The sequence below is a fragment of the Streptomyces sp. NPDC096311 genome (genome assembly GCF_044763085.1).
Classification (GTDB): domain Bacteria; phylum Actinomycetota; class Actinomycetes; order Streptomycetales; family Streptomycetaceae; genus Streptomyces.
The window spans coordinates 361,402-386,210 of record NZ_JBIWFN010000010.1 but is presented as its reverse complement, the minus strand read 5'-3'; the positions used below and the strand labels follow the sequence as shown (position 1 = coordinate 386,210).

Below are 24,809 nucleotides of genomic sequence, written 5' to 3'. Positions count from 1 at the left end.
TGTGTCAAGGTGTGTCCGGGCTACGGAAACGCCCCATCGTGCTCGCGTTCACACCCGTCGTGCTGGAGGTGCAGTCGACGGAGGTCCTGCAGGGCGGCGACGGGAAACGGGTGCTGAACCCACTTCGTCAGATAGCCGTCCTCACCGTGGAGCCGAAGCACCGATTGAGCGGCCTCCATGACGACGTGCCCGAGGAGACCGCGGGTCTGCGTGGAGGTCCAGGAGGGTGTGCCTTCTCGGTCGGGCACGTCCAAGCTCGTGGACATGTCGGGAAACCGATAGATCGCGATATCGACGTCCGAGCCCCTGCCTCGCAGGACCCACCTCACTTCGGCCGGTTCGAGGTCGAAGGAGAAACGCTGGACGGCGAAGGTGCCGTAGAGACCCGCGACACCATGGAGCAGGTCGGCCAGGGCATCGGTGCAGTAGCTGACGAAGCTCTGCCACTGCGAAGAGCTGTCCGCGATGCGGTAAGTCGCCCAGCCACTGCCGCTCAGTTCCCAACCGAACCGGAGATCATTCGTCATCCCGCCCCTCCCGGTGATCGTCCCCGGAGACGGTACAGCGGAGGGGTGCCACCAGCCGCGCTCGTGCCGCTGCCCTCGGCGGGTGGGCGCGTCCCCGGGCGATCATGGGCCACGGGTGGGCCATGGCCGCTCGGGATCGCCAGTGCTAGAAAGGTCACATGGCGAATCGTTTCGCCGGTTTTCGACGCTTTTCACTCAGGCCACTGGTCAGCAGAAGCCCGCGAAGCGTAGCCGGGCAGGTGTTCGTTCTTCAGGTGGCCCTGGTCGTGCTGCTCGTGGCCTGCGGTGTGTTCGCCCTTGCCCTGCAGTCGGAGCGGGACACCACCGCCGAGGCCAAGCGCCGCTCCATAGCCACGGCGGAGACCTTCGCGCACGCTCCCGGGATCGTGGCGGCACTGCGGAGCCCCGATCCGAGCAAGATCCTCCAGCCGCTCACCGAGGCGGCCCGCAAGGCCGCCGGGGTCGACTTCATCGTGGTCATGAACACCAAGGGCATCCGCTACACCCACCCCCTGCCGAGCCGGATCGGAAAGCGGTTCGTGGGCACCATCGGGCCGTCGCTTGCGGGGCAGGTCTACACGGAGAGCGTCCACGGCCCGCTCGGCCACGAGGTGCAGGCCACCGTTCCCATCAAGAACACCGGGGACAAGGTGGTGGGCCTGGTGTCGGCTGGTCTGAAGGTCAAGAACGTGACCAATCAGGTGGACCGTCAACTACCGATCATCCTGGGCGCCGGGGCCGGGGCACTCGTGGTGTCCACCGGGGTGACGGCACTGGTGGGCAGGCGGCTGCGCCGGCAGACCCACAGCCTGGCCCCGGAAGAGATGACCCGCATGTACGACCATCACGACACGGTGCTGCACTCCGTACGCGAAGGAGTGCTCATCGTCGCCGGCGACGGGCGGCTGCTGCTGGCGAACGACGAGGCCAGACGGCTGCTGGAGCTGCCCCCCGACGCCGAGGGGCGACTGGTGTCGGAGCTGTCGAACCTCGACCCCGGGACGGTGGAGCTGCTCGTCTCCGGGCGCGAGGCCACCGACGAGGTGCACTTCGCCGGGGAGCGGCTGCTGGCGGTCAACCAGCGGCCCACGGGGCGCGACGGAGGCATCGAGGGAACGGTCGTGACGCTGCGCGACTCCACCGAGCTCCAGGCGGTCACCGGCCGGGCGGAGGTCGCACGGGAGCGGCTCAAGCTGCTGTACGACGCCGGACTCGGCGTCGGCACCACCCTGGACGTACGGCGCACCGCCGACGAGCTGGCGCGGGTCGCCGTCCCCCGCTTCGCCGACTTCGTCACCGTCGACCTGGCCGACGCCGTGCTGCACGGCGAGGAGCCGGCCCCCACGGCGACGGACCTGCGACGCATCGCCGTGTGCGGCCTCCGGAACGACCATCCGCTCTACGAAAGGGGCCGACTGATCGACTTCGTGCCCTCCACGCCCCAGGCGCGCGGCTACGGCAGCGGCCGCTCCGAACTGGTGACCGATCTGTCGACCGCCTTGGGCTGGCACGCGCAGGACCCGGAGCGCACCAAGGAGATCGTCGACTACGGCATCCACTCCCTCATCGCCGCCCCGATCCAGGCCGGCGGTGTCGTGCTGGGCGTGGCCAACTTCTGGCGCGCCAAGCAGCACGAGCCCTTCGACGAGGAGGAACTGTCGCTGGCGGAGGAACTGGTGGCCCGCGCCGCGGTCAGCATCGACAACGCCCGCCGCTACACCCGCGAGCACGCGGTGGCGGTCACCCTCCAGCGCAGCCTGCTGCCGCGGGCCCTGCCCGAGCAGAGCGCCCTCGACGTCGGCTACCGCTACCTGCCCGCCCAGTCGGGCGTGAGCGGGGACTGGTTCGACGTGATTCCCCTGCCGGGGAGCCGGGTGGCACTGGCCGTCGGCGACGTGGTCGGCCACGGTCTGCACGCGGCCGCCACGATGGGGCGGCTGCGGACCGCGGTGCACAACTTCTCCACCCTCGATCTGCCCCCCGACGAGCTGCTGAGCCATCTCGACGACCTGGTCGGCCGCATCGACCAGGACGAGCAGGGCACGGACAGTGCCGCGGGCGTCGTGGGCGCCACCTGCCTGTACGCGATCTACGACCCCGTGACGCGTCGTTGCGTCATGGCACGTGCGGGCCACCTGGAGCCCGCGCTCGTCCACCCCGACGGAACCGTCACCTTCGTGGACGTGCCGACCGGACCTCCGCTCGGCCTGGGCGGCCTGCCGTTCCAGACCGCCGAACTGGACATCGAGGAGGGCGCCCAGCTCGTCCTGTACACGGACGGCCTCATCGAGGACCGCAGACGTGACCTGGACGTGGGCATGGAACTGCTGCGCGACGCGCTGGCGGGGCACCCAGACCGGTCGCCCGAGGAGAGCTGCCAGGCCGTACTGGACGAACTGCTGCCCGGGCGACCCAAGGACGACGTCGCCCTGCTCATCGCCCGCACCCGGGGGCTGCCGTCCGACCGGATCGCCGACTGGGACGTGCCGCTCGACCCGGCGGCCGTCGCCGGGATGCGCGAGACCGTGTCCCAGAAGCTCGACGAGTGGGGCCTGTCCGAGCTCGGCTTCAGCATGGAACTCATCCTGAGCGAGCTCATCACCAACGCCATCCGCTACGGCTCCGAGCCGATCCACGTACGGCTGATCCACGACCGTACGCTCATCTGCGAGGTGGCCGACAGCAGCAGCACCTCGCCGCATCTGCGGTACGCGGCGACCATGGACGAGGGAGGCCGGGGCCTGTTCCTGGTGTCGCAGATGGCCGAGCGCTGGGGTACCCGGTACACCCCCCAGGGCAAGGTGATCTGGGCCGAACAGGCACTGCCACGGACCACCGGGCAGCCCGGCCCGGGATCGCTGTCGGGTGCGCGGTAATTCGATGGCGCCGCGGGTCGTGTGCCTCTATGGTCGTGCCTGTTCGAGCGGTGACCGAGGGTTGCCGCGGGTGACTTGTGCACGTCTGGTGCATGTCCGGGAGGTGTGACCGATGGCTGTCTTCGAGATGGGCGCTGCCCGCATCCAGAAGTTCATCAAGTCCACCTCCGTGGCCACCGGCTGACCTTCCTCTTCTCTCCGCGCCGGAGCGCGCGTGCCGGGGCCGCCCTTGTGAAGGGTCTCCCTTGACTTCCGCTTTTCTCGCTTTCCCCTCTTCACCGTTCGCCGCGCTCGTTCCCTACGGCTGGGACGACGTCTGGGCCGACGAGTTCGCCCCGTACGCCACCGAAGGGCTGCTGGCCGGGCGGGTGATCCGGGTCGACCGCGGTCAGTGCGACGTGGTCACCACCGATGGGGTGCTGCGCGCGGACACCGCGTTCGTGACGCCGAACGATCCGATGCGGGTCGTGTGCACCGGGGACTGGGTCGCCGTCGAACCCGCGGGCAACCCGCGCTACGTGCGCACGTATCTGCCGCGCCGTACCGCCTTCGTACGCTCCACCTCCTCCAAGCGCTCCGAGGGGCAGATCCTCGCGGCCAACGTCGACTACGCCGTCGTCGCGGTGTCCCTCGCCCTGGAACTCGACCTCGGCCGCGTCGAACGATTCCTCGCGCTGGCCTGGGAGTCCGGTGCGCAGCCCCTGGTCGTCCTCACCAAGGCCGACCTCGTGCCCGACGCGGCGACGCTCGGACACCTCGTCCAGGACGTCGAGAAGACGGCGCCCGGGGTCCCGGTGCTGCCGGTCAGCTCCAGCGCCGGGGAGGGTCTGGACGTGCTCGCGGCGGTGCTGTCGGGCGGCACGTCCGTCCTCCTCGGACAGTCCGGCGCGGGCAAGTCGACCCTCGCCAACGCACTGATCGGCGAGGACGTGATGGACGTACGGGCCGCGCGTGACGTGGACGGCAAGGGCCGCCACACCACGACGACCCGCAACCTTCTCGCCCTCCCCGGCGGGGGTGTCCTCATCGACACGCCCGGACTGCGCGGGGTCGGCCTCTGGGACGCCGAGACCGGCGTCGGGCAGGTCTTCTCCGAGATCGAGGAGCTGGCTGCCGACTGTCGCTTCCACGACTGCGCGCACGAAGCGGAGCCCGGCTGCGCGGTGCTTGCCGCCGTCGACTCCGGTGTCCTTCCCGAACGCCGCCTCGCCAGCTATCGCAAGCTGCTGCGGGAGAACCAGCGGATCGTCGCGAAGACGGATGCGCGGGTGCGGGCGGAGATGCGACGGGACTGGAAGCGGAAGGGGGCGGAGGGGAGGGCGGCGATGGACGCCAAACGGGGTCGTTGGCACTGAGCCTGCGCGGAACGGGGGCCCGGGGCTGCCCCCCCAGGCCCCCTGGGTGGGATCTTCGGCCGCCGGCCGGTGGGGGCTGGGCGCGCAGTTCCCCGCGCCCCTGAGGCGGGGACTTCGCCCCGCATTCCCCGGCCGGCCGGGTCGCTTGGTTGCGGGATCAGGTTCTGGGGTGAGTGCTGTGTCTGAAAGCCGCCAGCCGATGGAGTGGCGGGCGGCGCAGACTGGTAGGTGTGATCGACGCGGAGACCAGGTACGAGGCGGTGCGGAGCAGGGACGCCCGGTTTGACGGGGAGTTCTTCTTCGCGGTGGAGACGACCGGCATCTACTGCCGGCCCAGCTGCCCGGCGGTGACGCCGAAGCGGCAGAACGTGCGGTACTACACGACGGCCGCCGCGGCGCAGAGCTCGGGCTTCCGCGCCTGCCGCAGATGCCGCCCGGACGCCGTACCCGGCTCCGCGGAGTGGAACGTGCGGGCCGACGTCGTAGGGCGCGCCATGCGGCTCATCGGGGATGGCGTGGTCGACCGGGAGGGGGTCGCAGGGCTCGCCGTCCGGCTCGGATACAGCGCCCGCCAGGTGCAGCGGCAGCTCACCGCGGAGGTCGGCGCGGGCCCCGTCGCCCTCGCCCGCGCCCAGCGCGCCCACACCGCCCGTGTCCTGCTCCAGACCACCGGCCTGCCGGTCACGGAGATCGCGTTCGCGGCCGGGTTCGCCAGCGTCCGGCAGTTCAACGACACGATCCGCGCGGTGTACGCCTCGACGCCGAGCGAACTGCGCGCGGCAGCCGCACCACGGGGCGGGAGCGGAACCCGGCGCACGGTCACCCCCACCGCCGGGATCCCCCTGCGCCTCGCCCACCGGGGCCCCTACCAGTCCGCCGCCGTCTTCGACCTGCTCGCCCACGAGGCGGTCCCGGGGGTCGAGGACATCGACGGCACCCCCGGCCGTCGTACGTACCGCCGCACCCTCCGCCTCCCTTACGGCACCGGAATCGTCGCGGTGGACGAACGCTCGCGCGGCTGGCTCGACGCCCGGCTCCACCTCACCGACCTGCGCGACCTCACCACCGCCGTCCAGCGACTGCGCCGGCTGTTCGACCTCGACGCCGATCCGTACGCCGTCGACGAGCGGTTGGGCGCCGATCCCCGGCTGGCCCCGCTGGTCGCCGCGCGCCCCGGCCTGCGCTCGCCGGGTGCCGCCGATCCGGACGAGCTGGCCGTGCGCGCACTGGTGGGGCGGGCGGAGGCCGAGCGGCTGGTGCGGCGGTACGGGAAGGCGCTGGACGCCCCGAGCGGCACGCTCACCCATGTGTTCCCGGAGCCGGCCGTCCTCGCGGAGGCCGAGCCGGACGGCCCCCTCGGCGCGCTCACCGCCGCCCTCGCCGACGGCACCCTGCGGCTGGACGCGGGAGCGGAGCGCGACGAGGCACGGGAGGCGCTGCTGGCGTTGCCGGGGCTGGACGGCACTACCGCCGCGGAAATCCGTACGCGCGCGCTCGGCGACCCCGACGTGGTGCCGCCGGGGGTGGACGTGCCGGACGCGTGGCGCCCGTGGCGCTCGTACGCCGTTCAACACCTCAGGGCGGCTGGGGAGTTGGAGTGAAGCCCCCCGGGGTGGCCGTCGGGAACGTCAGTGTCGCGGTGCCGGGAGCAGGCGCGGTTCCACGCGCTCCTCGACCGCCCGGTCCCCCTCCCGCCGGACGACGTACGCCCCCTTGCCCGGTGTCTCGCTGACGGTTTCGACGAGTTCGGTGCCGCGGTAGACGAGGCCCACGCCGTCGTCGGTGCAGTGGCTGAGCGGCAGTGTGCCCTCGGCGACGAGCCGGTGGACCAGGGGGCGGCGGCCGGGGTCGGTGTCGTAGTGGACACCGTTGCCGTACGGCAGGAAGCCGAGACCGTTGGTGAGCGGGCGCAGTTCGGGGCCGAAGGAGTCGGTGGTGCCGCCCTGGAACCAGCAGAGCGAACCGGCGCTCACCCCGCTCAGGACGACCCCGGCCCGCCACGCGCGACGGAGGATCGCGTCCAGTCCGTGCACGCGCCATACGGCGAGCAGGTTCGCCACCGAACCGCCCGTCACCCACACCACGTCCTGCTCCAGCACCGCCGCCTCGATGTCATCGAAGTTGGGCATGGGAAAGAGGCGCAGCGGCGTCAGGTCGAAGCCCGCCACGCGAGCCGCCTCGCTCATCCGGGCGGCGAAGTGCTCGGCGTCGCCGATCGCGGTACCGACGTACATGACCCGGGGCCGGCGCCCGTGCACGCCCGACAGTTCGACGGCGTGGTGGACGAGCGCGTCGAAGGTCAGCCAGGTGCGGCTGCCGACGCGGTGACCACCCGACGTGGCCAGGACGGTGGGTTCCGTGGCGGTCATGGTCGGTGACCCTACCAAGCGCCGTCGGGGCTCCGGTCAGTCCTCCAGGCCCCAGCTGTGGATGCGCCGGGGATGGATACGGATCAGCTCCTCGCTGAAGTGCGGACCCAAGTCGTGGGGGCCGGTGAGGAGTTCGGCCTCGCCCCGGATGTCGATGCCGCGCACCTTCCACGGCTGGTGGCTGACGATGTCGTCGACGACGAGCGCCACCTTGGGGTTCTTGCGCAGGTTGCGCCACTTCTTCGTGGTGCCCATCGCGTAACCGCCGATCAGGATCGTCCCGTCGTCCTGCGGGAAGAAGCCGACGGGGTTCGCCTGCGGCTGCCCGTGGGCGTCGACGGTGGCCAGCCGACCCAGCCGCTGTGTGGTGAGGTAGGCGCGTTCCGCCTTGCTGAATTCGGTCATGGAAGCAGCCAAACACGCCCGTGCGCGGACCGCATCGGGTCCTGGTCGTAGGTCTCCCGCCCCAAAGCGGCTCGGACGTCGCTGTGTTCGGGACGATCGAACGATAGGTCCTACGAATCAGTGGTGCGGGTGAGTGGGCACGGCCAACGGTGTGACCTTTCGTTGACCGGCCCGAGGGGCAGGGAAGCGATACCGCATGACCCGCGTGATCAAGGCTCGCCATCTCTTCACCGCCCTGGTGACCGTTCTGGCGCTCGTCCCGCCGGCCGCGAGCGCCGATGCGGGGTCCATCACCCACCTCACCGGCCACGGCCACGACATCGACCAGGCCCGCTGGACCGGCACCTGGGAGACCGCCCCCTCCGGAACCGCCCCCGCCCTGCCCGGCGCCTCGATCCGCAACGTCGTGCACACCAGCGTCGGCGGCAGCGCCGCCCGCGTCCACGTCTCCAACCGGCTCGGCACCGCGCCGCTCCAGCTCGCCGCCGTCACGGTCGCGTTGCAGGAGTGGGGCAGGCCCATGAGCCCGAACGCCGCCCCGGGGTCGCTGCGCGTCGCCACGTTCGGCGGCCGCCGGTCCGTGACGGTCCCCGTGGGACAGGACATGATCAGCGACCCCGTCGACCTCCCGGTCCCCGCCGACGCCAACCTCCTGATCTCGGTCCACACCCCCGCCGACTCCGGCCCGGCGACCTACCACCGCTCCGCATTCCAGGCCAACTTCGTGGCCCGCGAAGGGGACCGGACCGCCGACGAGCCCGGCACCGCGTACACCGTCACCCTCGACAACTGGTACTACGTGACCGGCGTCGACGTACTCGGCGCTCCCGCCGCGGGCAGCGTGGTCGCGCTCGGGGACTCCCTCACCGACGGCACCGGCTCGACGTCCAGCGCCAACCACCGCTGGCCCGACCTGCTCGCCGCCCGTCTGCGCACGCTCCCCGAGCACCGCCGGCTCGGTGTCCTCAACGCGGGGATCTCCGGAAACCGCCTCCTGCTGGAGAACGGCGGCCCGAGCGCCCTGACCCGCCTCGACGCCGACGCGCTCTCCCGCGCCGGGGTGCGTGCGGTGATCGTGCTGGAGGGCATCAACGACATCAAGGGCACGCCCGAGCAGAAGGATCCCCTCGCCATCGAGGACGCGTACCGCCGGATCGTGGAGCGCGCCCACGCCCGCGGGATCCGGGTCGTCGGTGCCACGATCACCCCGTACGGCGGGTACAGCGCCTATACGGAGTCCCGCGAGGCGGTCCGGCTGACGGTCAACGCGTTCATCCGCAACGCCGAACTCTTCGACGCGGTCGCGGACTTCGACGCCGTCGTCCGCGACCCGGCCGACCCGCACCGCATCCTCCCCGCCTACGATCCCGGCGACCACCTCCACTTCAACGACACGGGGATGCAGGCGCTGGCCGACGACATCGACCTTGACACGCTCTCTCTCTAAGCGGGCAGCCCCCACCGGGGAGCGTCCGTGTTCGGCCGTACCGGCGTGACGGTCAGGTCAGGGCGGTCGCCCCGTGCGGTGATCAGCGCCGACTCGCCGCGGCGCAGGGTGACGTGGATCGTCCCGTCGCCCACCGTCTCGTACCGAAGCGGCCGTCCCCGCCCGTCCCGCACGTCGATCGCGCCCGCGATGCCGTGCCGTACGACGCAGGGCGCGCCCGCCTCGCTGACCAGCCGGACCCAGCGGGTCGCGCCGCCCTTCCGTACCGCGCTGAGCAGAAAGGCGCCCTGGGTGCGGAAGTCGTGGACCGTCAGGTCCGCCCAGTCGGCGGGCAGGGCGGGGAAGACCCGGACGACGCCGCCCCAGGACTGGCAGACCATGTCGTGCAGGGACTGGGCGGCCGACAGCGGGGTCTCGATGACCGGGCCCGACTCCTTGTACATGGTGTTGGGCTGGATGAAGCGGGTCATGAGCTGGCCGAGGTACTTGAGAGCGTCCTCGCCCTTGCCGAGCAGCGCGGACATCGAGGCGGCGCCCGTGAAGGTGTAGCCCTGGAGAGCGCCCTCGAAGCCCACCCAGTGCGCCAACGACTTCTCGATCAGGGCCAGTTCGTCGGGGGTGCGGCCGGTCAGCTCGTACAGCGGGTACACCGCGAGCAGATGCGAGTAGTGCCGGTGCGACTTCGCGAAGGGGATGTCCGCGCCGATCATGAAGCCGTTGGCGTCGGTCGGGTACGGCACCCGCTTGGCCAGCACCTCGCGCCAGCGCGGCGCCAACTCGTCGTGGACGCCGAGGAGTTCGGCCGACTCCAGCAGGGTGCGGCAGCCCCAGGTCAGCAGCATCAGGTCGTAGTTGCAGTCGCGCGAGTTGCCGCCGTACTCGGGGGAGAAGGTGGCGGGCAGGTGCAACTTCCCGTCCGTGCCCGGCTCCAGGAAGTGCAGGTAGTAGTTGACCGCCTTGCGCAGCAGGGGGAAGAGGACGTCCCGCAGGATCGACTCGTCCATGGTGTGGCGGTAGCTCAGCCAGACGTTGTGCAGGGCCCAGGTGAGGTTGCCGACCTCGGGAGTGGGCGGGTCCTGGCCGGGGATGCCGACGCCGTAGCCGGTGAGGGTGCCCGCCGCGCCGTTGACGAGCTGCGGGTCCGTGGTGCGCGGGATGCCGAGCGAGTCGGCGCGGTACCGGTCCGACACCTCCTTCGACAGATTGCCCCGGAACTCGCTCAACGCCCGGGTCACGGCGTCGAGTTCGAGGTGGTTCGAGCCGTGGATCAGCCAGTACTCCAGCTGGACGTTGAGGTTCCACCAGGTGTTGGGCCAGGGCGTGGACTCCAGCCAGGGGCCGCTGGTCGCCATCACGGGCGCGTCCCGCCGGGCCGCCGACGCCGCCTTGTAGAGCTGGATCCAGTAGAAGCGCTGGATGCGCGCGTCGGGGAGGGAGAGGAAGCTCTTGCGGTAGTAGGCGTGCCACCAGGCGCGATGGGTTGTGGCCAGCAGGTCGTACGGCAGCGCCGACGCCCCGCGCACGGTGGCGAGCGCCCGGCCCAGCGCCGTGGACTGGGGATACGAGTGCGCGACATGCACGTACAGGCATCGTGTGCTGCCTCGCGTCCGTTCCCGCCACGCCGTCACATGCTGTCCACCCGACAGCAGGGGCTGTACGGCGGTGGAGACGCCGTCGTGCGTGGCGACCTCGGCGGGCGGGTTGCCCTGGTAGCCGTCCGGGAGGGGCTTGAAGTCGGCGCGCGGGCTGATCGCGTCCGCCGGGTGGAAGACCCAGCGGAAGTCGCGCTCGCCCTCGCTGGGGGTCACCTCGACGGCGAGGACCGAGCGGGAGTTGTGCACCAGGGCGCGGAGCGTGAGCGTTCCCTTGTCGGTGGTGAGCGTGCCGGTCAGCTCGGCGTCGCGCAGGCCGAGCCGCCAGTCCAGGCCCGTGATCGCGCCGACCGGCTCCAGTGTGAACCAGCCGATGGGCAGGCGGGCGAGGCCGAAGAGGGAGCCGAACTCGGGGCGGTGATCCTGCACCTGCGAGTGCTGGACGTTGAAACGTACGGCTGAGAAGGAACCGGTCTCCGCGCCCGGTTCGGCGTAGATCCCGGAGCCGAGGAAGCCGTTGCCGAGGTACGGGCCCTCGTACCAGGTCTTCGGCATCCGCTGCCAGACCAGATCGGCGTCGTCGAGGACGGTGCGCCAGGGGTCGGAGGTGTCCGCGTGATCGGCCGCCCGGGCCTGGGCGGGCAGGCCTCCGGCGAGCAGGGTGCCGCCGAGGGCGGATCCGGTGGCGAGGACGGTACGTCTGGACGGGCTGGGCATGCGGGTGCCTCCAGGCGGCTCTAGCGACTGCGCTGCGGGCGATTCATCGATTCATCGGAGCTATCCCGCGATGCAACGTAGAGAAGTGACTGCAGCCCGTCAATATGAAGGGAGAGATCCGATGTGTTGGCTCCGTTGGCTCCGTTGGCAGCGCTGTCAGCCCCAGATCACCGTGGCCAGCCATGCGGCCGTGACCAGCAGGCAGGCGAACAGCTCCGTCAGGACGTGCCAGCCGCCCGACCGCATGACCGTCCCCACCGCCGCCTTCGCCGGGCCGTGCCCGCCCAGCCGCGGCCGTTCGTAGAGGTAGATCCCGCCGAGGAAGCCCGGGACCGCGCCGACCACCGGCAGCAGAAGGAAACCCAGCAGTGCCCCGATCCCGGCGTACACGCCCATCCGGGGAGTGGCGCCGGCCTCCCGGAGCCGTCGGGGCGGCAGCCCCCAGCGGATCGCCTGGGCCAGCACCAGGACCACGGTCGCGCCCACCAGTACGCCCCAGGTGAGGGCCCGTGGGTCGGTCAGGGCCCACCACAGGACCGCGGCCCAGACCAGCCACGACCCCGGCACACCGGGCACCAGCACTCCGCACAGGCCGAGCACGATCACCACGCCGACCAGCAGGAGTTCCCACACTCCCATCTGTCCAGGGTGACTGAGCGGGCGCGAGAGCGCAGGTCAGTCGCGGGCCACCCAGCCCTTCTCGTAGGCGTGCCAGCCCAGCTGGAGCCGGGTCGTGACGCCCGCCAGCTCCATCAGCCGCTTCACCCGGCGCTGTACGGTCCTGAGGCCCAGGTCGAGCTGTTTGGCGACGCTCGCGTCGGTCAGCCCCGCCAGCAGCAGGGAGAGGATCTCCAGGTCGGTGACGTCGGGACCGTCCGGCTCCTGCTCCATGACGCCCCGGCTGCCGAGCCGCAGCGGCAGCGCGTCCCGCCACACCGACTCGAACAGGCCCGACAGCAGCTCCAGGAGCCCGCTGGCGTGCACGACGAGGGCGGCGGGCTCCGCGGTGTGCGAGGTGAGCGGCACCATCGCGAGCGTCCGGTCGGCGATCACCAGCTTGGTCGGCACCTTGTCCACGACCCGTACCTGCTCGTCGCGGCTGAGCGCGGCGGACAGTTCGGTGAGGCCGGTGGGCTGGTCGAGTACGGCGCGTTCGAGCACCACGCGGTAGCCGACGCCGCGTCCCGCGGCCTGTTCCTCCGCGTCGTTGTCCATCCCGGAGACCACCATCGGGGTCCCGGTGACCAGCGCGCACACCTCCGTGGTCGCCCCGAGCTGGAGCTGGAGGAACCGCTGGGTGACCGCCGCCGCTCCGATCACCACCTCCACCAGGTCGTGCACGGCGGGTTCGGTGGCCTGGGCGCGGTACTCCTCGGCGAGCAGGGCGGCCGCCAGTTCCGCCTTCTCCAGCTCGTGCCGCTGCTGGGTGAGCAGTGCGCCGAGGGCGACGCCGGGCGGCGCCGCGACCCAGCGTCCCGGGCGGCCCGAGGACTGGGCCGCGAGGCCGTGCCGCTCCAGTCGGCGCAGGGCGCGCTCGGTGTCGTGCTCGCCGAGCGTGAGCCGCCGCGCGAGGTCGGGCACGTCGGCGGCGCCCACGGACACCAGTGCCCGGTACGCCGACTCGTGCGTCTCGTCCAGACCTATCGCTCCCAGCATGCGGCGATGCCCTCCCCGAATCCCGTTCCGGCCGTGACCTGGCGGAAATCGGCCACGGCGCAAACCCGCCTCGGCACATCATCGCCGCAGCACACGTAACTCTGCCAAGATCACGGCACCGCGGCAGCAACAGCCGCCCGTAATGCCCGACTTGGGCCGGACCGGCCTGCGTGGACGTGGGCGGAGTGATCTTGGGAGTGGCACCTTGGGGAGCGCGGCAACGCGCGTCACAGGGGAACCTCAGGGAAGCAGGTCACACTCAGGGCGCCGCCGGGCGGTTCTCCCGTGGGGGGTGGAATCGTCCGGCGGCTTCGACGCCACGTCCGGTTCGACGCGACGTCCGACCTTTCGTCAGCCCTCCCCACTCATACGGCCGTTCGATACGTCACCCGACATGCCGTTCGACTACCAGTCCCGTGGCCGGTTTTTCCGGATGCCCCGTTTTCATCCGGCTCTCGCGGTGGACAATTAGGGGCATGAGCCAGCAGGGGGAGAGGCCTACCGGTCACGAGGACGACTGGTGGAGGCAGCTGTACGACGCCACCGGGGACACGGGGCCCACGCCCGCGGCCGATTCCCTCGACGACCGCTTCGCGTCGGCCGCGGGGACGGTGGGATCGGGGACCGCGCCACCCGAGCCGGACGGGTCTCCCGTCGTCCCTGAGCAACGGGGCGGCGGCGCCACCCCGCGTGGCGAGGCGCTGGGCCGGCGCCTCGCCCGCTGGGACCGCGAGCCCCGGTCCGACCCACCGGACCGCTTCCTCGACCCGGCACGGCCCGCCGAGAACCTGCCCCCCTCGACGAGCGCGGACGCCGCCCCGGGCCCCTCGGAGACCGAGGACGCCGTCCCTTCGGGGAGCGGTGAGAACTACGGCCGCTCGGGGAGCGGTGAGGATCCCGGTGCCTTGTGGGGCGGCGAGGGTCGCGGCTCCTCGCGAAGTGGCGGGGACTCCGGTTCTTCTCGGGGTGGCGGGGACCTTGGCCTCCCGGGGGGTGGGGAGGGATCCGGCGTCTCCCGGGGTGACGGGGACCCGGACCTTTCGTGGAGCAGCGGATACCTGGGCCCTTCGGGGAGCGGGGACGATCCCGGTCCCTCGCCGGCCGATGCGGAGCCCGGCCCTTGGTGGAGCAGTGGGGCCACCGGCTTCTCTCGGAGTGGTGTGGATCCGCGCTCCTCGGGGGGCGACGAAGAGCCCTCGGCTTCCTGGGAACGTCCGCCCGCCGAACCGCCGACCCCCGCGGCCCTTCCGCAGGGACCGACGCCGCCCGGGTTCCACGCCGAGTCGCTCCGTGGCCGTACGTCCAAGGAGTCGCCCGGCGCGGCGGTGCCGCCGCGCCCCACCGCGCCGCCGGATCCCGCCCCGCCCGGCGCGGCCGCCCCCGTGGACGCCCTCCCCGAGCCGGTCCTCACCGTCCCCCAGCAGCCACCCCCCGTCGACTACGTCGGCTCGGGCCCGCCCACCTACGACGCCGAGCCCACCGCCCTCCCGCCCGCCGATCCGGACGACCTCGACGACCTGGTCGCCGACACCGTCATGGAAGGGGCGCGCTACGGGGCGAGCACCCTGCGCGCGGCCTCCGTGCGCGGCGACTCCGCGCGCTTCAGGGGCGAGCCCCGCCGGGACTCCCTGCTCACCGCCCGCTTCGGAACGGGCGAGCACGCGCTGGTGCTGGTGGCGATGGCGACCGGCGCCCGGGCGACCCCCGGCGCGCACCGGGCGGCGGCCGAGGCATGCCGGTGGATCGGGCGCGCCGTGGGCCGCAGTCACGCGCGGCTGGCCGAGGACATAAGGGCGGCCCGTCGCGGCGACCTGAAGTCGGGCCTGCACCGGCTCACCGACCGCACTCTCGGCAAGCTGCGCGCGAGCGCCGCCGAACAGGGCATCGAACCCGAGGAGTACACCGCCGGGTTGCGCTGCCTGCTGCTCACCGGGGACCCCGAGTGCCGTACACGCGTCTTCTTCGGGGTCGGCGCCGGCGGCCTGTTCCGGCTGCGGGACGGCGAGTGGCAGGACATCGAGCCGCGGGTCGCCGAGACCACCGGTGAGGCCGTGGTCGGCTTCGGATCGCTGCCGCACGAGACCCCCGAGGGCGACCGGCTCACCATGGACCTGGGCATCACCACGCCCCCGAGCCCGTACGAACCGGCCCCCGAACCGCCCCGCGAACCCTTCCGTTTCCGCGCCTCCGTCGCCCGACCGGGTGACACGCTGCTGCTGTGCACCGGCGGCCTCGCGGAGCCCCTGCACGGCGAACCGCAGTTCTGCGAGCACCTGACGGCGCGGTGGTCGGCGGGCGAGCCGCCCGGCCTCGCCGCGTTCCTCGCCGACACCCAGGTACGGGTCAAGGGATACGCCGACGACCGGACCGTCGCGGCCGTTTGGGAGGCGTAACGGCGCACCGTGTGAATTCATGGACCCGACGGATGAACCGAGGGACCCACCGGATCCATGGATCACAAAGAGGTGCGTGCAGCATGGCCAAGCAGAACGTCGCCGAGCAGTTCGTCGACATCCTCGTCCGTGCCGGCGTCAAGCGCCTGTACGGCGTCGTCGGCGACAGCCTCAACCCGGTGGTGGACGCGATCCGGCGCAACGCGGCGATCGACTGGATCCATGTCCGGCACGAGGAGACGGCTGCTTTCGCCGCGGGCGCCGAGGCCCAGATCACCGGCAAGCTCGCCGCCTGCGCCGGCTCCTGCGGCCCCGGCAACCTCCACCTCATCAACGGTCTGTACGACGCGCACCGCTCCATGGCCCCGGTTCTCGCCCTCGCCTCGCACATCCCCTCCAGTGAGATCGGCCTCGGCTACTTCCAGGAGACCCATCCGGACCAGCTCTTCCGCGAGTGCAGTCACTACAACGAGATGATCTCCAACCCGAAGCAGATGCCGAGGCTGCTGCAGACCGCCATCCAGCACGCGGTGGGCCAGTCGGGCGTCAGCGTCGTCTCCCTCCCCGGCGACATCGCCTCCGAGCCCGCCCCGGACAAGGCGCTGGAGACCGCTCTCGTCACCTCCCGGCCCACGGTCCGCCCCGGCGACACCGAGATCGACAAGCTCGTCGCGATGATCGACGAGGCCGACCGGATCACGCTCTTCTGCGGCAGCGGCACGGCGGGCGCGCACGCCGAGGTCATGGAGTTCGCGGAGAAGGTCAAGTCCCCGGTCGGACACGCGCTGCGGGGCAAGGAGTGGATCCAGTACGACAACCCGTACGACGTCGGTATGAGCGGTCTGCTCGGCTACGGCGCCGCCTACGAGGCCACCCACGAGTGCGACCTGCTGATCCTGCTCGGCACCGACTTCCCGTACAGCGCCTTCCTCCCGGACGACGTCAAGATCGCCCAGGTCGACGTCCGGCCGGAGCGGCTGGGCCGCCGCTCCAAGCTGGATCTGGCGGTGTGGGGCGATGTGAAGGAGACCCTGCGCTGTTTGACGCCCCGGGTGAAGCCCAAGGGGAACCGCCGTTTCCTCGACAAGATGCTGAAGAAGCACGCGGACGCGCTCGAGGGTGTCGTCAAGGCGTACACGCGCAAGGTCGAGAAGCACGTGCCGATCCACCCCGAGTACGTGGCCTCCGTCCTCGACGAACTCGCCGACGAGGACGCGGTGTTCACGGTCGACACCGGGATGTGCAACGTGTGGGCGGCCCGCTACATCTCGCCCAACGGCCGCCGCAGGGTCATCGGTTCGTTCTCGCACGGTTCGATGGCGAACGCGCTGCCGATGGCGATCGGGGCCCAGTTCACCGACCGGGGCCGGCAGATCGTCTCGATGTCCGGAGACGGCGGGTTCGCCATGCTGATGGGCGACTTCCTCACCCTCGTCCAGTACGACCTGCCGGTGAAGGTCGTCCTCTTCAACAACTCCGCCCTGAGCATGGTCGAGTTGGAGATGCTGGTCGCCGGGCTGCCCTCGTACGGGACCACGAACAAGAACCCCGACTTCGGGGCCGTCGCGCGTGCGTGCGGGGCGTACGGCGTGCGCGTCGAGAAGCCCAAGGACCTCACCGGCGCCTTGAAGGCCGCCTTCAAGCACAAGGGCCCCGCCCTCGTCGACGTCGTCACCGACCCCAACGCCCTGTCCATCCCGCCGAAGATCAGCGCGGAGATGGTGACCGGGTTCGCCCTGTCGGCGTCGAAGATGGTCCTGGACGGGGGCGTCGGCCGGATGGTGCAGATGGCCCGCTCCAATCTGCGCAACGTGCCGCGTCCCTGACCGTTTCCTTGGCCCGCCACCGCGTTCCGTAAGCGGAGCGGCACCACCACCACCACCGAACTCGGGCCGCCGCGCCGACTCCCCGTCGAGTACGGCCATACCCGCAGCCGAGAGTCGGTAGATGGGCCGAGCGCCCGCGGTCAACACGTCGCCGGGGAGGGGAGGCGCCGGGTGGTGCGGGTCCGCCGGGCGCGCCACCGCCGTGCGCCGGGGCCGAACCGTGCGCCTCAACAGGCGTTGAGCAGGGCAGGCAGGGCTGTCCACGGGGCGGATCGCCGTCGCGCGGGCCGGTCCCGGAGAGCCCTGACGTCAGGGCGGAGGAGCCCCACGGGCCGCCGTCGCGGCGCGACGCCGTGCTTCCGCTCGGGATTGGCTGGTGGTTGACCATTCGACATGACTGCCGCGTCCCCGATGGGGCATGGATTCCCGTGAACATGTTCGATCAGGAGGGGAACCCGACATCGGCATGCAGGCGGGGGTCATGAAGAGGCAGGTACGAGGGGGCGGTCCCGTGGCCATCGGGGCCTCCTCGGCACAGGCAGTGGAGGAAGAAGCGACCGACGGCACGAGGGACCCGGCCGCCCCGCAGCTCAGGCGGCGGCTGGCCAGGGCCGATCTACGGGCGGTGCCGGAGGCCCGCAGAGCGCTGAGGGAACTCTTACGGCACTGGGGGAAGCCGGAGAAGTCCGAGATAGCCGAGTTGCTGACCAGCGAACTCGTCACCAACGCCCTCATCCACACCGACCACGACGCGGTCCTGACGGTTACCGTCGAACCCCGCGGACTCCGCGTGGAGGTAAGGGACTTCGTGGGACGCAGGCCCAGACTGCGGGTACCGATCGCCGACGACGGTACGCACGGCAGAGGCCTCGTCCTGGTCCAGTCCCTCGCGGACGCCTGGGGGGTACGCCCCCACGGCGTGGGCAAGTCGGTCTGGTTCGAACTGGACGGCGGCACGGTGTAGTCACCGCGCCGCCGTAATTCCTGTCCGGGGTCCGGCCGTTCAACGGCCGGACCACCCCGGTGTCTCAGCCGAACTGCTGCTCCAGGTCCTTGAGCTTGCGCTCCAGGGAGTCGAGTCGCGGCAGGGCCATGGTGTCGTCCTCCGCGGTGAGATCGACCGTGATCGGGTCACCACTCTTGCGGACGGGCTGAAGGGAGGGCCGTGAGCGTACGGGCAGCTCCGGCGCTATGGCAGGCTCCGCGGTGGCCTGCGCGGGAGCACGCTCCACGGTCGTCTCCAGCTGCTGCCGGCCACCACCGCCGCCACCACGGCCGGGCAGGCCCCGGTGACCGCGGCTGAGCGCCTTGAGGTGCGCCCGCTCGACCCGCTCCTCGTTGCGCCGGCGCAGGCGGTTCTGCTCCTTCTGGCGCTTGTCCTCGCGGACCTCCTCCACCGCCTCGTCCAGCGTGCGGACGTTCTCCAGGAGCATCAGCGACCAGGCGCTGTACGTCTCACGGGGTGCGCGCAGCCAGCGGACGATACGGATCTGCGGCAGCGGACGCGGGACCAGGCCCTGCTCACGCAGCGCGGCACGGCGGGTCTGCTTCAGCGCCCGGTCGAACAGCACGGCGGCCGACAGGGACATGCCCGCGAAGAACTGGGGAGCGCCCGAGTGGTCCACACCCCGCGGAGCGTGCACCCAGTTGAACCAGGCGGCGGCACCGGCGAAGGTCCATACGAGTATCCGGGAGCCGAGCGCCGCGTCACCGTGGCTGGCCTCGCGCACGGCGAGGACGGAGCAGAACATGGCCGCGCCGTCCAGACCGAACGGGACGAGGTACTCCCAGCCGTCCGTGAGTCCGAGGTTCTGCTGGCCGAAGCCGACGAGGCCGTGGAAGGAGAGCGCCGCGGCGACCGCGGCACAGCAGAAGAGCAGTACATAGGAGGCCGTGCCGTAGACGGCTTCCTTACGCCTGCGACGCTCCTCGCTGCGCTCCCACGAGTCGTCGTTGTTGCTGCTCGCGTTCTCCCCGGACCGCTTGCTGCGCGCGAGCACCGCCACCGCCGCCAGCAGTCCCAGGAGCAAAACGGCGCCCGGAAGCAGCCAGTTCAGCGATATGTCGGTCAATCTCATCTGGGGTCCCTTGCATTGGGATAGGGCGTAACGCCCGCCATATTGGCCCACGCCCGTCGACCCTCAGGGGGTTTCGGGGCAAGAGGCCGCCAAGAGAGTGCAAGGGGATGCGCAGGGCGACATTCTGCTCGAACTGCCGCGCGAGGGACGGGAGCTGAGTGCGAATAAGATTACCCGTACGGATGGTTCTACGGAAAGTTCCTGCGACAAGTGAGGAAGTTGTGAAGTGCCTGTCATCTGTCGGGCACCCGCCGGGAGTCTCGATCGGAGTTGATCTTAGGGCACCCGGGAGGCCCGTCCGTACGGCGGGGTCGGTGTTCAATCCCTCGCGGTGGCCGTCAACTTGGCGATGCGGTCCGTGTCGCAGGTGCGCGGGCAGTTGACGCAGGTGTCCTCGGGATCCAGGGTGTAGAAGAAGCAGCAGCTCGCCCGGTCGCGGGTGGGCAGGGACTCCCCGTTCGGGCCGCTCAGCTCCCGGAACGCGGCGGAACCGACGTACGGCCGGGTCGCCCCCGGCAGCAGCAGCTCCAGCTCGCGCCGCGCGCGCCGCTCCTCGCCGAGCAGTTCGGCGACGTACCAGAGACCCTCGACGACCTCGTCGGTCGCCATGCCCCACAGGGCCCGGCCGCGGCGCCGCATGCGCGGGCCGAAGCCGCCGAGGACCGGCTCCAGGTGTTCGGCCGCCGCCGCCCGCACCTCGGCCCGCAGCGCCTCCTCGTCCGGGACGACCCGGGCACCGGGCAGCTGGGCCGCCGGGTCGCCCGGCAGGCAGGCGAATTCCTCGATCCGCACCGCCATCCGGCCGAGCGTGCGCTGGAATGTGACGCGCTCCACAGGGAGGCGGGGCACCCGGCGCAGCAGGAACCACGGGGCGGTGATCAGCAGACAGGCCGGCCAGGCGTACCGGTGCAGCCCGAAGCTCGCCACCACGTCCGGGCGCGCCCGCTGCCCGTAGTCCCTGATGACCTGCGCTTCGTCCCAGGCGAGGAAGGTGTCGAGGTCCGTCCCGCCCGCCGCGAGCCCGGCGGCGCCGACCCAGCCTTCGCCCTCCGGGGCCGCTTCCCCGTGTCCCAGCTCCCGCACGCTCAGCCCCGGAAAGACCTCGGTCAGCCGGGTGTAGGCGTCCGTGACGGCCGAGCGGGCGGGGTGGCCGTCGGCGAGGCCCAGGGGGTCCCTGGCCAGGGCGGCAGCGGACATACGGGGACCCCACTTCACGATCGTTGAAAGGTTAGGCTTACCTTACCCTCGATATCGGATGTTTGAACTGGGGCCATGTGCGCCTATGGTGCTTGACGGACGGGTAACAACCGCCGCAATGACCCCCAAGTACCACCAAGCCCGGAGGAGGACCCCGTGGAGCAGGCCGGTTCGCTGGGCGCGCGCGGTTCCACCGGGTCGGCGGCCCCGGACATCCGTACGGCGTCCGTCCGGGTGCCCGCACAGGCGCGGGCGGCGGACGTCGAGCGGGAGCGGGGCGTCGCCTCGGACGAGTCCCGGTCCGCGTCCGGGGCCCGTGGCGAGCACACCCACAGCGAGCCGCCCATCCCGCACCCCCGCGTGGAGAGCACGCGCGCTGTGGACAGCGCGCGGCCCGTGGAGGCCACGCGCCCCGTGGAGAGCGCGCGCCCCGTGGTCCAGCGGGCCTCGGTCCGCGGGCAGATCCTCGACGCCCTGCGCACCGCCCTCGTCGCGGGCGAGCTCGCCCCCGGCCAGGTGTACTCCGCGCCCGTGCTCGGCGAACGCTTCGGGGTGTCCGCCACACCCGTACGCGAGGCGATGCAGCAGCTCGCCCTCGAAGGTGCCGTCGAGGTCGTACCGAACCGGGGCTTCCGGGTCGTCCGGCGTGGGACGCGCGAGCTGGCCGAACTCGCCGAGATCCGCGCCCTCCTCGAAGTCCCGGTGGTGCTGCGCCTCGCCCGCACGGTGCCCGCCGCGCGCTGGGCCGAACTGCGCCCGCTCGCCGAGGCGGCGGCGCGTGCCGCGTCCGTGGGCTGCCGTGCCACCTACGCGGAGTGCGACCGCGCCTTCCACCACGCGATCCTCGCCCTCGCCGGCAACGACCAGCTCGTGCAGATCGCCGACGACCTGCACCGCCGCGCCCAGTGGCCCCTCGTCGGCGGCCCCGTCCCGCGCGGCCGCGCGGACCTCATGGCCGACGCCGCCGAGCACCTCGCCCTCCTGGACGCCCTGACCGCCCAGGACCTCCCGGCCGTCCAGTCCCTCGTACGAGAGCACTTCGCCGACAGCTAGGGCCGGTACGTCCCCTTCCCCTGGCGGACGTCACGGCTCCGTGGGCGCCGAGCAACAGGACGCGCCGCCGGGAACCCGGACGGCCCCGCACGCGTGTCCCCCGGTACCAGCAGCACACCGGGGGAGAAGACGATGCCCGACCCGTCCTGGCAGGCGATGCAGCAAGCTCAGCAGGCCCAGCAGATCCACCAGAACCACGTACGCCACCACCGCGCGGCGCACGACATGGCCCAGGCCCACGCCCGGCACACCGGGGCGCCCCACACGCACCGCCCCGTGCCGCACACCGGCGCCCGGGGCGGCGGCCTGCGCGGCCTCCTGGTCCTGATCATCATCGTCGGGGTCGTGGTCTACGTCGCCCACGACCCCGAACTCCGGACCGCGGTGGGGAACTTCGCCCGCAACCTCTTGGCACACGTCCAGAGCAACTGACCCGGTCCGGCGAACGCGGGGAGCTGCGCGACCAGCCATGACGAATCCGCAGCCTCCTCGCAACCTCAAGCCGTCGCCGCAGGCGGAGTCAACTGCCGGGCCAACCAGGTGGGCACACCCCCGAGCAACCGGAACAACCGCCCCGCCTCCGCCCGCAACCGAGTCGCCTCCGGCTCGGCCTCGGCGTCCGCGAGCGAGGCCAATGCCGGAGCCGTGCCCACCAAGTACCCCAACTCCTCCCGGATCCGCAGGGATTCACCGAACCCGTGCCGTGCCTCGGCCAACTCCCCGTCCCGCAGGGCGAGTCCGGCCAGGTGCCGCCAGGTGAAGGAGAGCAGAAGCGGGTCGCCCTGGGCGACAGCGCCCGCGTGGGCACGCCGGTACGCGGCCCGCGCGGCCTGCGGCGACTGCGCGAGGTTCTCGGCGAGCAGCCCGCGCCGGAAGTCCAGCAGCGCCCGCCCCGGCGCCCCCGGGGCGATCAGCGCGGCGGCCCGCCCGAGCGCGGCCCGTGCCTCGTCCGCCCGGTCGCGCACCCCGAGCAGCGTGGCCGCGTACGCGAGCTGCCCGCGCTCACAGGCCGCCGCCCCGCGCTCGTCGTCGCTCTGGGCCACCGCCTCCGCCGTCCGCAGCGCGTCCTCCGCCTCGGCCCAGCCCTGCTCGGTGTACAGGCACCGCTCGACGAGGAGCGAGGCTCTTTGCAGTGCGGGACCCGCCGTCCCGGGCTGCAGCAGTGCGGCCGCGTCGACCCAGCAGGCGCGCGAGCGCAGCCGCCATACCGCGGTCTGGAGTGGATCGTCCCCTGCGTTCGTTCCGGAACCAGACATGGCGGTATGCGCCACGTTGCCCTCCCCGAGCACGCCATTGAGCTGTTGAGTGGTGGCATCTCAGCACGGATCGCGGCACCCGGCCAAGGGGGTGGGTGAAGGATTTCACAAAGTCGTGGGACTGGTGCGGCACTTGCTGACACGCGCCGCACGGACCCGTGACCTCAGCTCATGCGCAACGCGAGGAAGAAGTCGAGCTTGTCCTCGAGGCGGGAGAGGTCCCGGCCCGTCAACTGCTCGATGCGGCCGACCCGGTAGCGCAGTGTGTTGACGTGCAGGTGGAGCCGCGTGGCGCAGCGCGTCCAGGAGCCGTCGCAGTCGAGGAACGCCTCCAGGGTGGGGATGAGTTCGGCGCGGTGGCGGCGGTCGTAGTCCCGGAGCGGGTCGAGCAGGCGCGCGGTGAAGGCGCGGCGTACGTCGTCCGGAACGAAGGGCAGCAGGAGGACGTGCGAGGCCAGCTCCTGGTGTCCGGCCGCGCAGACCCGGCCGGGGCGGGCGGCGGCGACCCGGCGCGCGTGCCGGGCCTCCTCCAGGGCGCCGCGCAGGCCCTCGGCCGAGTGCACGGCGGCGCTGACGCCGAGCGTGAGCCGCCCGTCGTCGTTCAGGCCGGCCGACAGCGGGTCGCGTACGGCCTCCAGGAGGGCGTCCGCGAGCACGCCCGACTCGGAGCCGTCGTGCTCCGCGGAGACCGCCGGAAGCGGGACGAGCGCGATCGCCTCCTCACCCGTATGGGCGACGGCGATCCGGTCGGAGGGCTCGGGGCCGCTGGTCAGCGGGTCGACGAGGATCTCCTCCAGGAGCGACTGGGTGACCGGCCCGCCCTCGACCTCGCCACCTTCCCACTCGACGCGGGCCACCACCACCTGCCAGTGCGGTGCGGCGCCGAGCCCGGGCAGCAGCACCGGCGCGGCGACGCGCAGCCGGGCCGCGATCTCCGCGGGTGCCGCCCCCGTCTGCACCAGTTCGAGGACCTCCTGAGCGAGCCGGCGCCGTACCGTGCGCGCCGCGTCCCGCCGGTCCCGCTCGACCGCGATCAGCTGGGTGACGCCCTGGAGCAGGTCGAGCCGCTCCGCGGGCCAGTCACCGGCGTCCGCCTCGACCGCGAGCAGCCAGTCGGAGAGCACCGTCTCGCGCACATCGCGGGAGGCGGCCGCGGAGCGCCCGGAGGAGCGGATCGGGAAGAGGGAGTACGTCGTCGTGCCCACGAGCACCCGGTGCGGTCCGCGCCGCCCGGTGCGTGCCGCCGCGAGGTGTTCCGCGGCCAGCTTCGCGGACACGTCGGCGGGCAGCGCGGCCCCGGCGAGCTTCGAACCGGCGATGGGGCGTCCGGTGGGGGAGAGCACCCAGGCCCGCAGGTCCAGGTCGGTACCGAGCAGGTCGAGGACCACGTCGGGGCCGCCGCCCGCCGGGCCGGACGTCATCATCCGCCGGTGCCGGTCCACCACGGCCGCGAGGTCCCCGGCGCGCTCGCCCGAGACCTGTCGTACGACATGCTCGGTGATCGTCGCGAACGCCACCGACTCGTGCACGGCGAACAGCGGCAGCCGGTGCCGGACGCAGGCCAGGACGAGGTCCTCCGGGATGTCGCCGAGCTCCGCCTCACCGGCGGCGAGGGCCGCGACCCCGGCGGCCGCCAGGATCCGTACGAAGGGCTCGGAGTCCGCGGCGCCGTGCCGCCAGGCGAGCCCGGTGAGGACCAGCTCGCCGCCGGAGAGGTAGCGGCTGGGGTCCTTGAGGTCCGTGGTCATCACACCGCGTACGGTGCGGTCCAGCTCGTCCTCGCCGCCGAGCAGCCGCAGGCCCAGCGCGTCGGTGTCCAGCAGTGCGCGCAGCCGCATTCTCGTCGCCGCCGTTCTTGTCTCGAAATCTACGATGGATCTGAAGGTGAGCAATGGGCGAGCGGGTCCGCGAGCCGTACTCCCTGGTCCCAGCGTGTGCTGGATGTTTCCTGTCGTTTCCCTAGGGCTGTATCGGAAGTTTCCAGAGGAAAACGAGGAGGTTACTGATGACCTCCGTTCATACGAATCTACAAGATGACCGCCCTGGCCAGCCAACTCCTTCA

19 protein-coding genes are annotated in these 24,809 nt (G+C 71.9%); 9 read left to right on the top strand and 10 right to left on the bottom strand.

Annotated elements, in window-relative coordinates:
• Positions 1 to 20 precede the first annotated feature (20 nt).
• The gene (locus ACIRA5_RS26720) at positions 21 to 527 is read right to left on the bottom strand and encodes a hypothetical protein (protein ID WP_403694417.1); all 507 of its coding nucleotides are present in this window, start codon (positions 525 to 527) and stop codon (positions 21 to 23) included.
• 158 nt (positions 528 to 685) lie between these two features.
• Between ACIRA5_RS26720 and ACIRA5_RS26715 the strand changes: the two genes are divergently transcribed.
• From ACIRA5_RS26715 to ACIRA5_RS26705, 3 genes are all read left to right on the top strand, one after another.
• Positions 686 to 3,403, top strand: a complete 2,718-nt coding sequence (locus ACIRA5_RS26715) for a SpoIIE family protein phosphatase (RefSeq protein WP_403694414.1) — start codon at positions 686 to 688, stop codon at positions 3,401 to 3,403.
• A 245-nt stretch (positions 3,404 to 3,648) separates the two neighbouring features.
• Positions 3,649 to 4,758, top strand: a complete 1,110-nt coding sequence (gene rsgA / locus ACIRA5_RS26710) for a ribosome small subunit-dependent GTPase A (RefSeq protein WP_403694411.1) — start codon at positions 3,649 to 3,651, stop codon at positions 4,756 to 4,758.
• Between the two features lie 233 nt (positions 4,759 to 4,991).
• The gene (locus ACIRA5_RS26705; RefSeq protein ID WP_403694490.1) at positions 4,992 to 6,359 is read left to right on the top strand and encodes a bifunctional transcriptional activator/DNA repair enzyme AdaA; all 1,368 of its coding nucleotides are present in this window, start codon (positions 4,992 to 4,994) and stop codon (positions 6,357 to 6,359) included.
• A gap of 27 nt (positions 6,360 to 6,386) precedes the next feature.
• On the opposite strand, the gene ACIRA5_RS26700 is transcribed toward ACIRA5_RS26705, so the two are convergent.
• Both ACIRA5_RS26700 and ACIRA5_RS26695 read right to left on the bottom strand, forming a co-directional pair.
• On the bottom strand, positions 6,387 to 7,127 hold the full coding sequence (locus ACIRA5_RS26700) for a Type 1 glutamine amidotransferase-like domain-containing protein (protein ID WP_403694408.1): 741 nt from the start codon (positions 7,125 to 7,127) through the stop codon (positions 6,387 to 6,389).
• A gap of 36 nt (positions 7,128 to 7,163) precedes the next feature.
• A complete protein-coding gene (locus ACIRA5_RS26695; protein WP_351311274.1) occupies positions 7,164 to 7,532 on the bottom strand; it encodes a PPOX class F420-dependent oxidoreductase in 369 nt (122 codons plus the stop codon).
• A 196-nt stretch (positions 7,533 to 7,728) separates the two neighbouring features.
• On the opposite strand from ACIRA5_RS26695, the gene ACIRA5_RS26690 reads away from it, so the two are divergent.
• Positions 7,729 to 8,979 (top strand): SGNH/GDSL hydrolase family protein, encoded by a 1,251-nt coding sequence (locus tag ACIRA5_RS26690; protein ID WP_403694405.1) that lies wholly within the window; start codon positions 7,729 to 7,731, stop codon positions 8,977 to 8,979.
• Here the strand turns inward: ACIRA5_RS26690 and ACIRA5_RS26685 are convergent.
• The 3 genes from ACIRA5_RS26685 to ACIRA5_RS26675 form a co-directional block, all read right to left on the bottom strand.
• Entirely contained in the window at positions 8,976 to 11,288 is a 2,313-nt protein-coding gene (locus ACIRA5_RS26685) for a glycosyl hydrolase family 95 catalytic domain-containing protein (RefSeq protein WP_403694403.1), read from the bottom strand. The two genes, ACIRA5_RS26690 and ACIRA5_RS26685, sit on opposite strands and share 4 nt — an antisense overlap.
• 156 nt (positions 11,289 to 11,444) lie before the next feature.
• On the bottom strand, positions 11,445 to 11,927 hold the full coding sequence (locus ACIRA5_RS26680; RefSeq protein ID WP_403694400.1) for a DUF456 domain-containing protein: 483 nt from the start codon (positions 11,925 to 11,927) through the stop codon (positions 11,445 to 11,447).
• 36 nt (positions 11,928 to 11,963) lie between these two features.
• Positions 11,964 to 12,944 carry a helix-turn-helix domain-containing protein gene (locus tag ACIRA5_RS26675; RefSeq protein ID WP_403694397.1) on the bottom strand — a complete coding sequence of 327 codons (981 nt, stop codon included), beginning with the start codon at positions 12,942 to 12,944 and terminating at the stop codon, positions 11,964 to 11,966.
• Positions 12,945 to 13,420: 476 nt separating this feature from the next.
• Here ACIRA5_RS26675 and ACIRA5_RS26670 point away from each other — a divergent pair, with 476 nt between their 5' ends.
• The 3 genes from ACIRA5_RS26670 (at position 13,421) to ACIRA5_RS26660 (ending at position 18,127) form a co-directional block, all read left to right on the top strand.
• Positions 13,421 to 15,337 carry a protein phosphatase 2C domain-containing protein gene (locus ACIRA5_RS26670; RefSeq protein WP_403694395.1) on the top strand — a complete coding sequence of 639 codons (1,917 nt, stop codon included), beginning with the start codon at positions 13,421 to 13,423 and terminating at the stop codon, positions 15,335 to 15,337.
• An 83-nt stretch (positions 15,338 to 15,420) separates the two neighbouring features.
• Positions 15,421 to 17,163 carry a pyruvate dehydrogenase gene (locus tag ACIRA5_RS26665; protein ID WP_403694392.1) on the top strand — a complete coding sequence of 581 codons (1,743 nt, stop codon included), beginning with the start codon at positions 15,421 to 15,423 and terminating at the stop codon, positions 17,161 to 17,163.
• Positions 17,164 to 17,644: 481 nt separating this feature from the next.
• Entirely contained in the window at positions 17,645 to 18,127 is a 483-nt protein-coding gene (locus tag ACIRA5_RS26660) for an ATP-binding protein (RefSeq protein ID WP_403694390.1), read from the top strand.
• Between the two features lie 64 nt (positions 18,128 to 18,191).
• On the opposite strand, the gene ACIRA5_RS26655 is transcribed toward ACIRA5_RS26660, so the two are convergent.
• Together ACIRA5_RS26655 and ACIRA5_RS26650 are read right to left on the bottom strand one after the other, a co-directional pair.
• Positions 18,192 to 19,241: a DUF2637 domain-containing protein gene (locus ACIRA5_RS26655; protein WP_075031095.1), complete on the bottom strand. Its 1,050-nt coding sequence runs from the start codon at positions 19,239 to 19,241 to the stop codon at positions 18,192 to 18,194.
• 318 nt (positions 19,242 to 19,559) lie between these two features.
• Positions 19,560 to 20,438, bottom strand: coding sequence for a (2Fe-2S)-binding protein (locus ACIRA5_RS26650; RefSeq protein WP_403694387.1), 879 nt, complete (start codon positions 20,436 to 20,438; stop codon positions 19,560 to 19,562).
• 156 nt (positions 20,439 to 20,594) lie between these two features.
• Between ACIRA5_RS26650 and ACIRA5_RS26645 the strand changes: the two genes are divergently transcribed.
• Together ACIRA5_RS26645 and ACIRA5_RS26640 are read left to right on the top strand one after the other, a co-directional pair.
• Complete coding sequence (locus ACIRA5_RS26645) at positions 20,595 to 21,491, top strand: GntR family transcriptional regulator (protein ID WP_403694385.1); 897 nt, start codon at positions 20,595 to 20,597, stop codon at positions 21,489 to 21,491.
• Between the two features lie 132 nt (positions 21,492 to 21,623).
• Positions 21,624 to 21,923 (top strand): hypothetical protein, encoded by a 300-nt coding sequence (locus tag ACIRA5_RS26640; protein WP_403694382.1) that lies wholly within the window; start codon positions 21,624 to 21,626, stop codon positions 21,921 to 21,923.
• 65 nt (positions 21,924 to 21,988) lie between these two features.
• On the opposite strand, the gene ACIRA5_RS26635 is transcribed toward ACIRA5_RS26640, so the two are convergent.
• Complete coding sequence (locus ACIRA5_RS26635) at positions 21,989 to 22,762, bottom strand: hypothetical protein (protein ID WP_099946718.1); 774 nt, start codon at positions 22,760 to 22,762, stop codon at positions 21,989 to 21,991.
• A 149-nt stretch (positions 22,763 to 22,911) separates the two neighbouring features.
• Complete coding sequence (locus ACIRA5_RS26630; protein WP_403694379.1) at positions 22,912 to 24,585, bottom strand: PucR family transcriptional regulator; 1,674 nt, start codon at positions 24,583 to 24,585, stop codon at positions 22,912 to 22,914.
• Between the last annotated feature and the right edge of the window lie 224 nt (positions 24,586 to 24,809).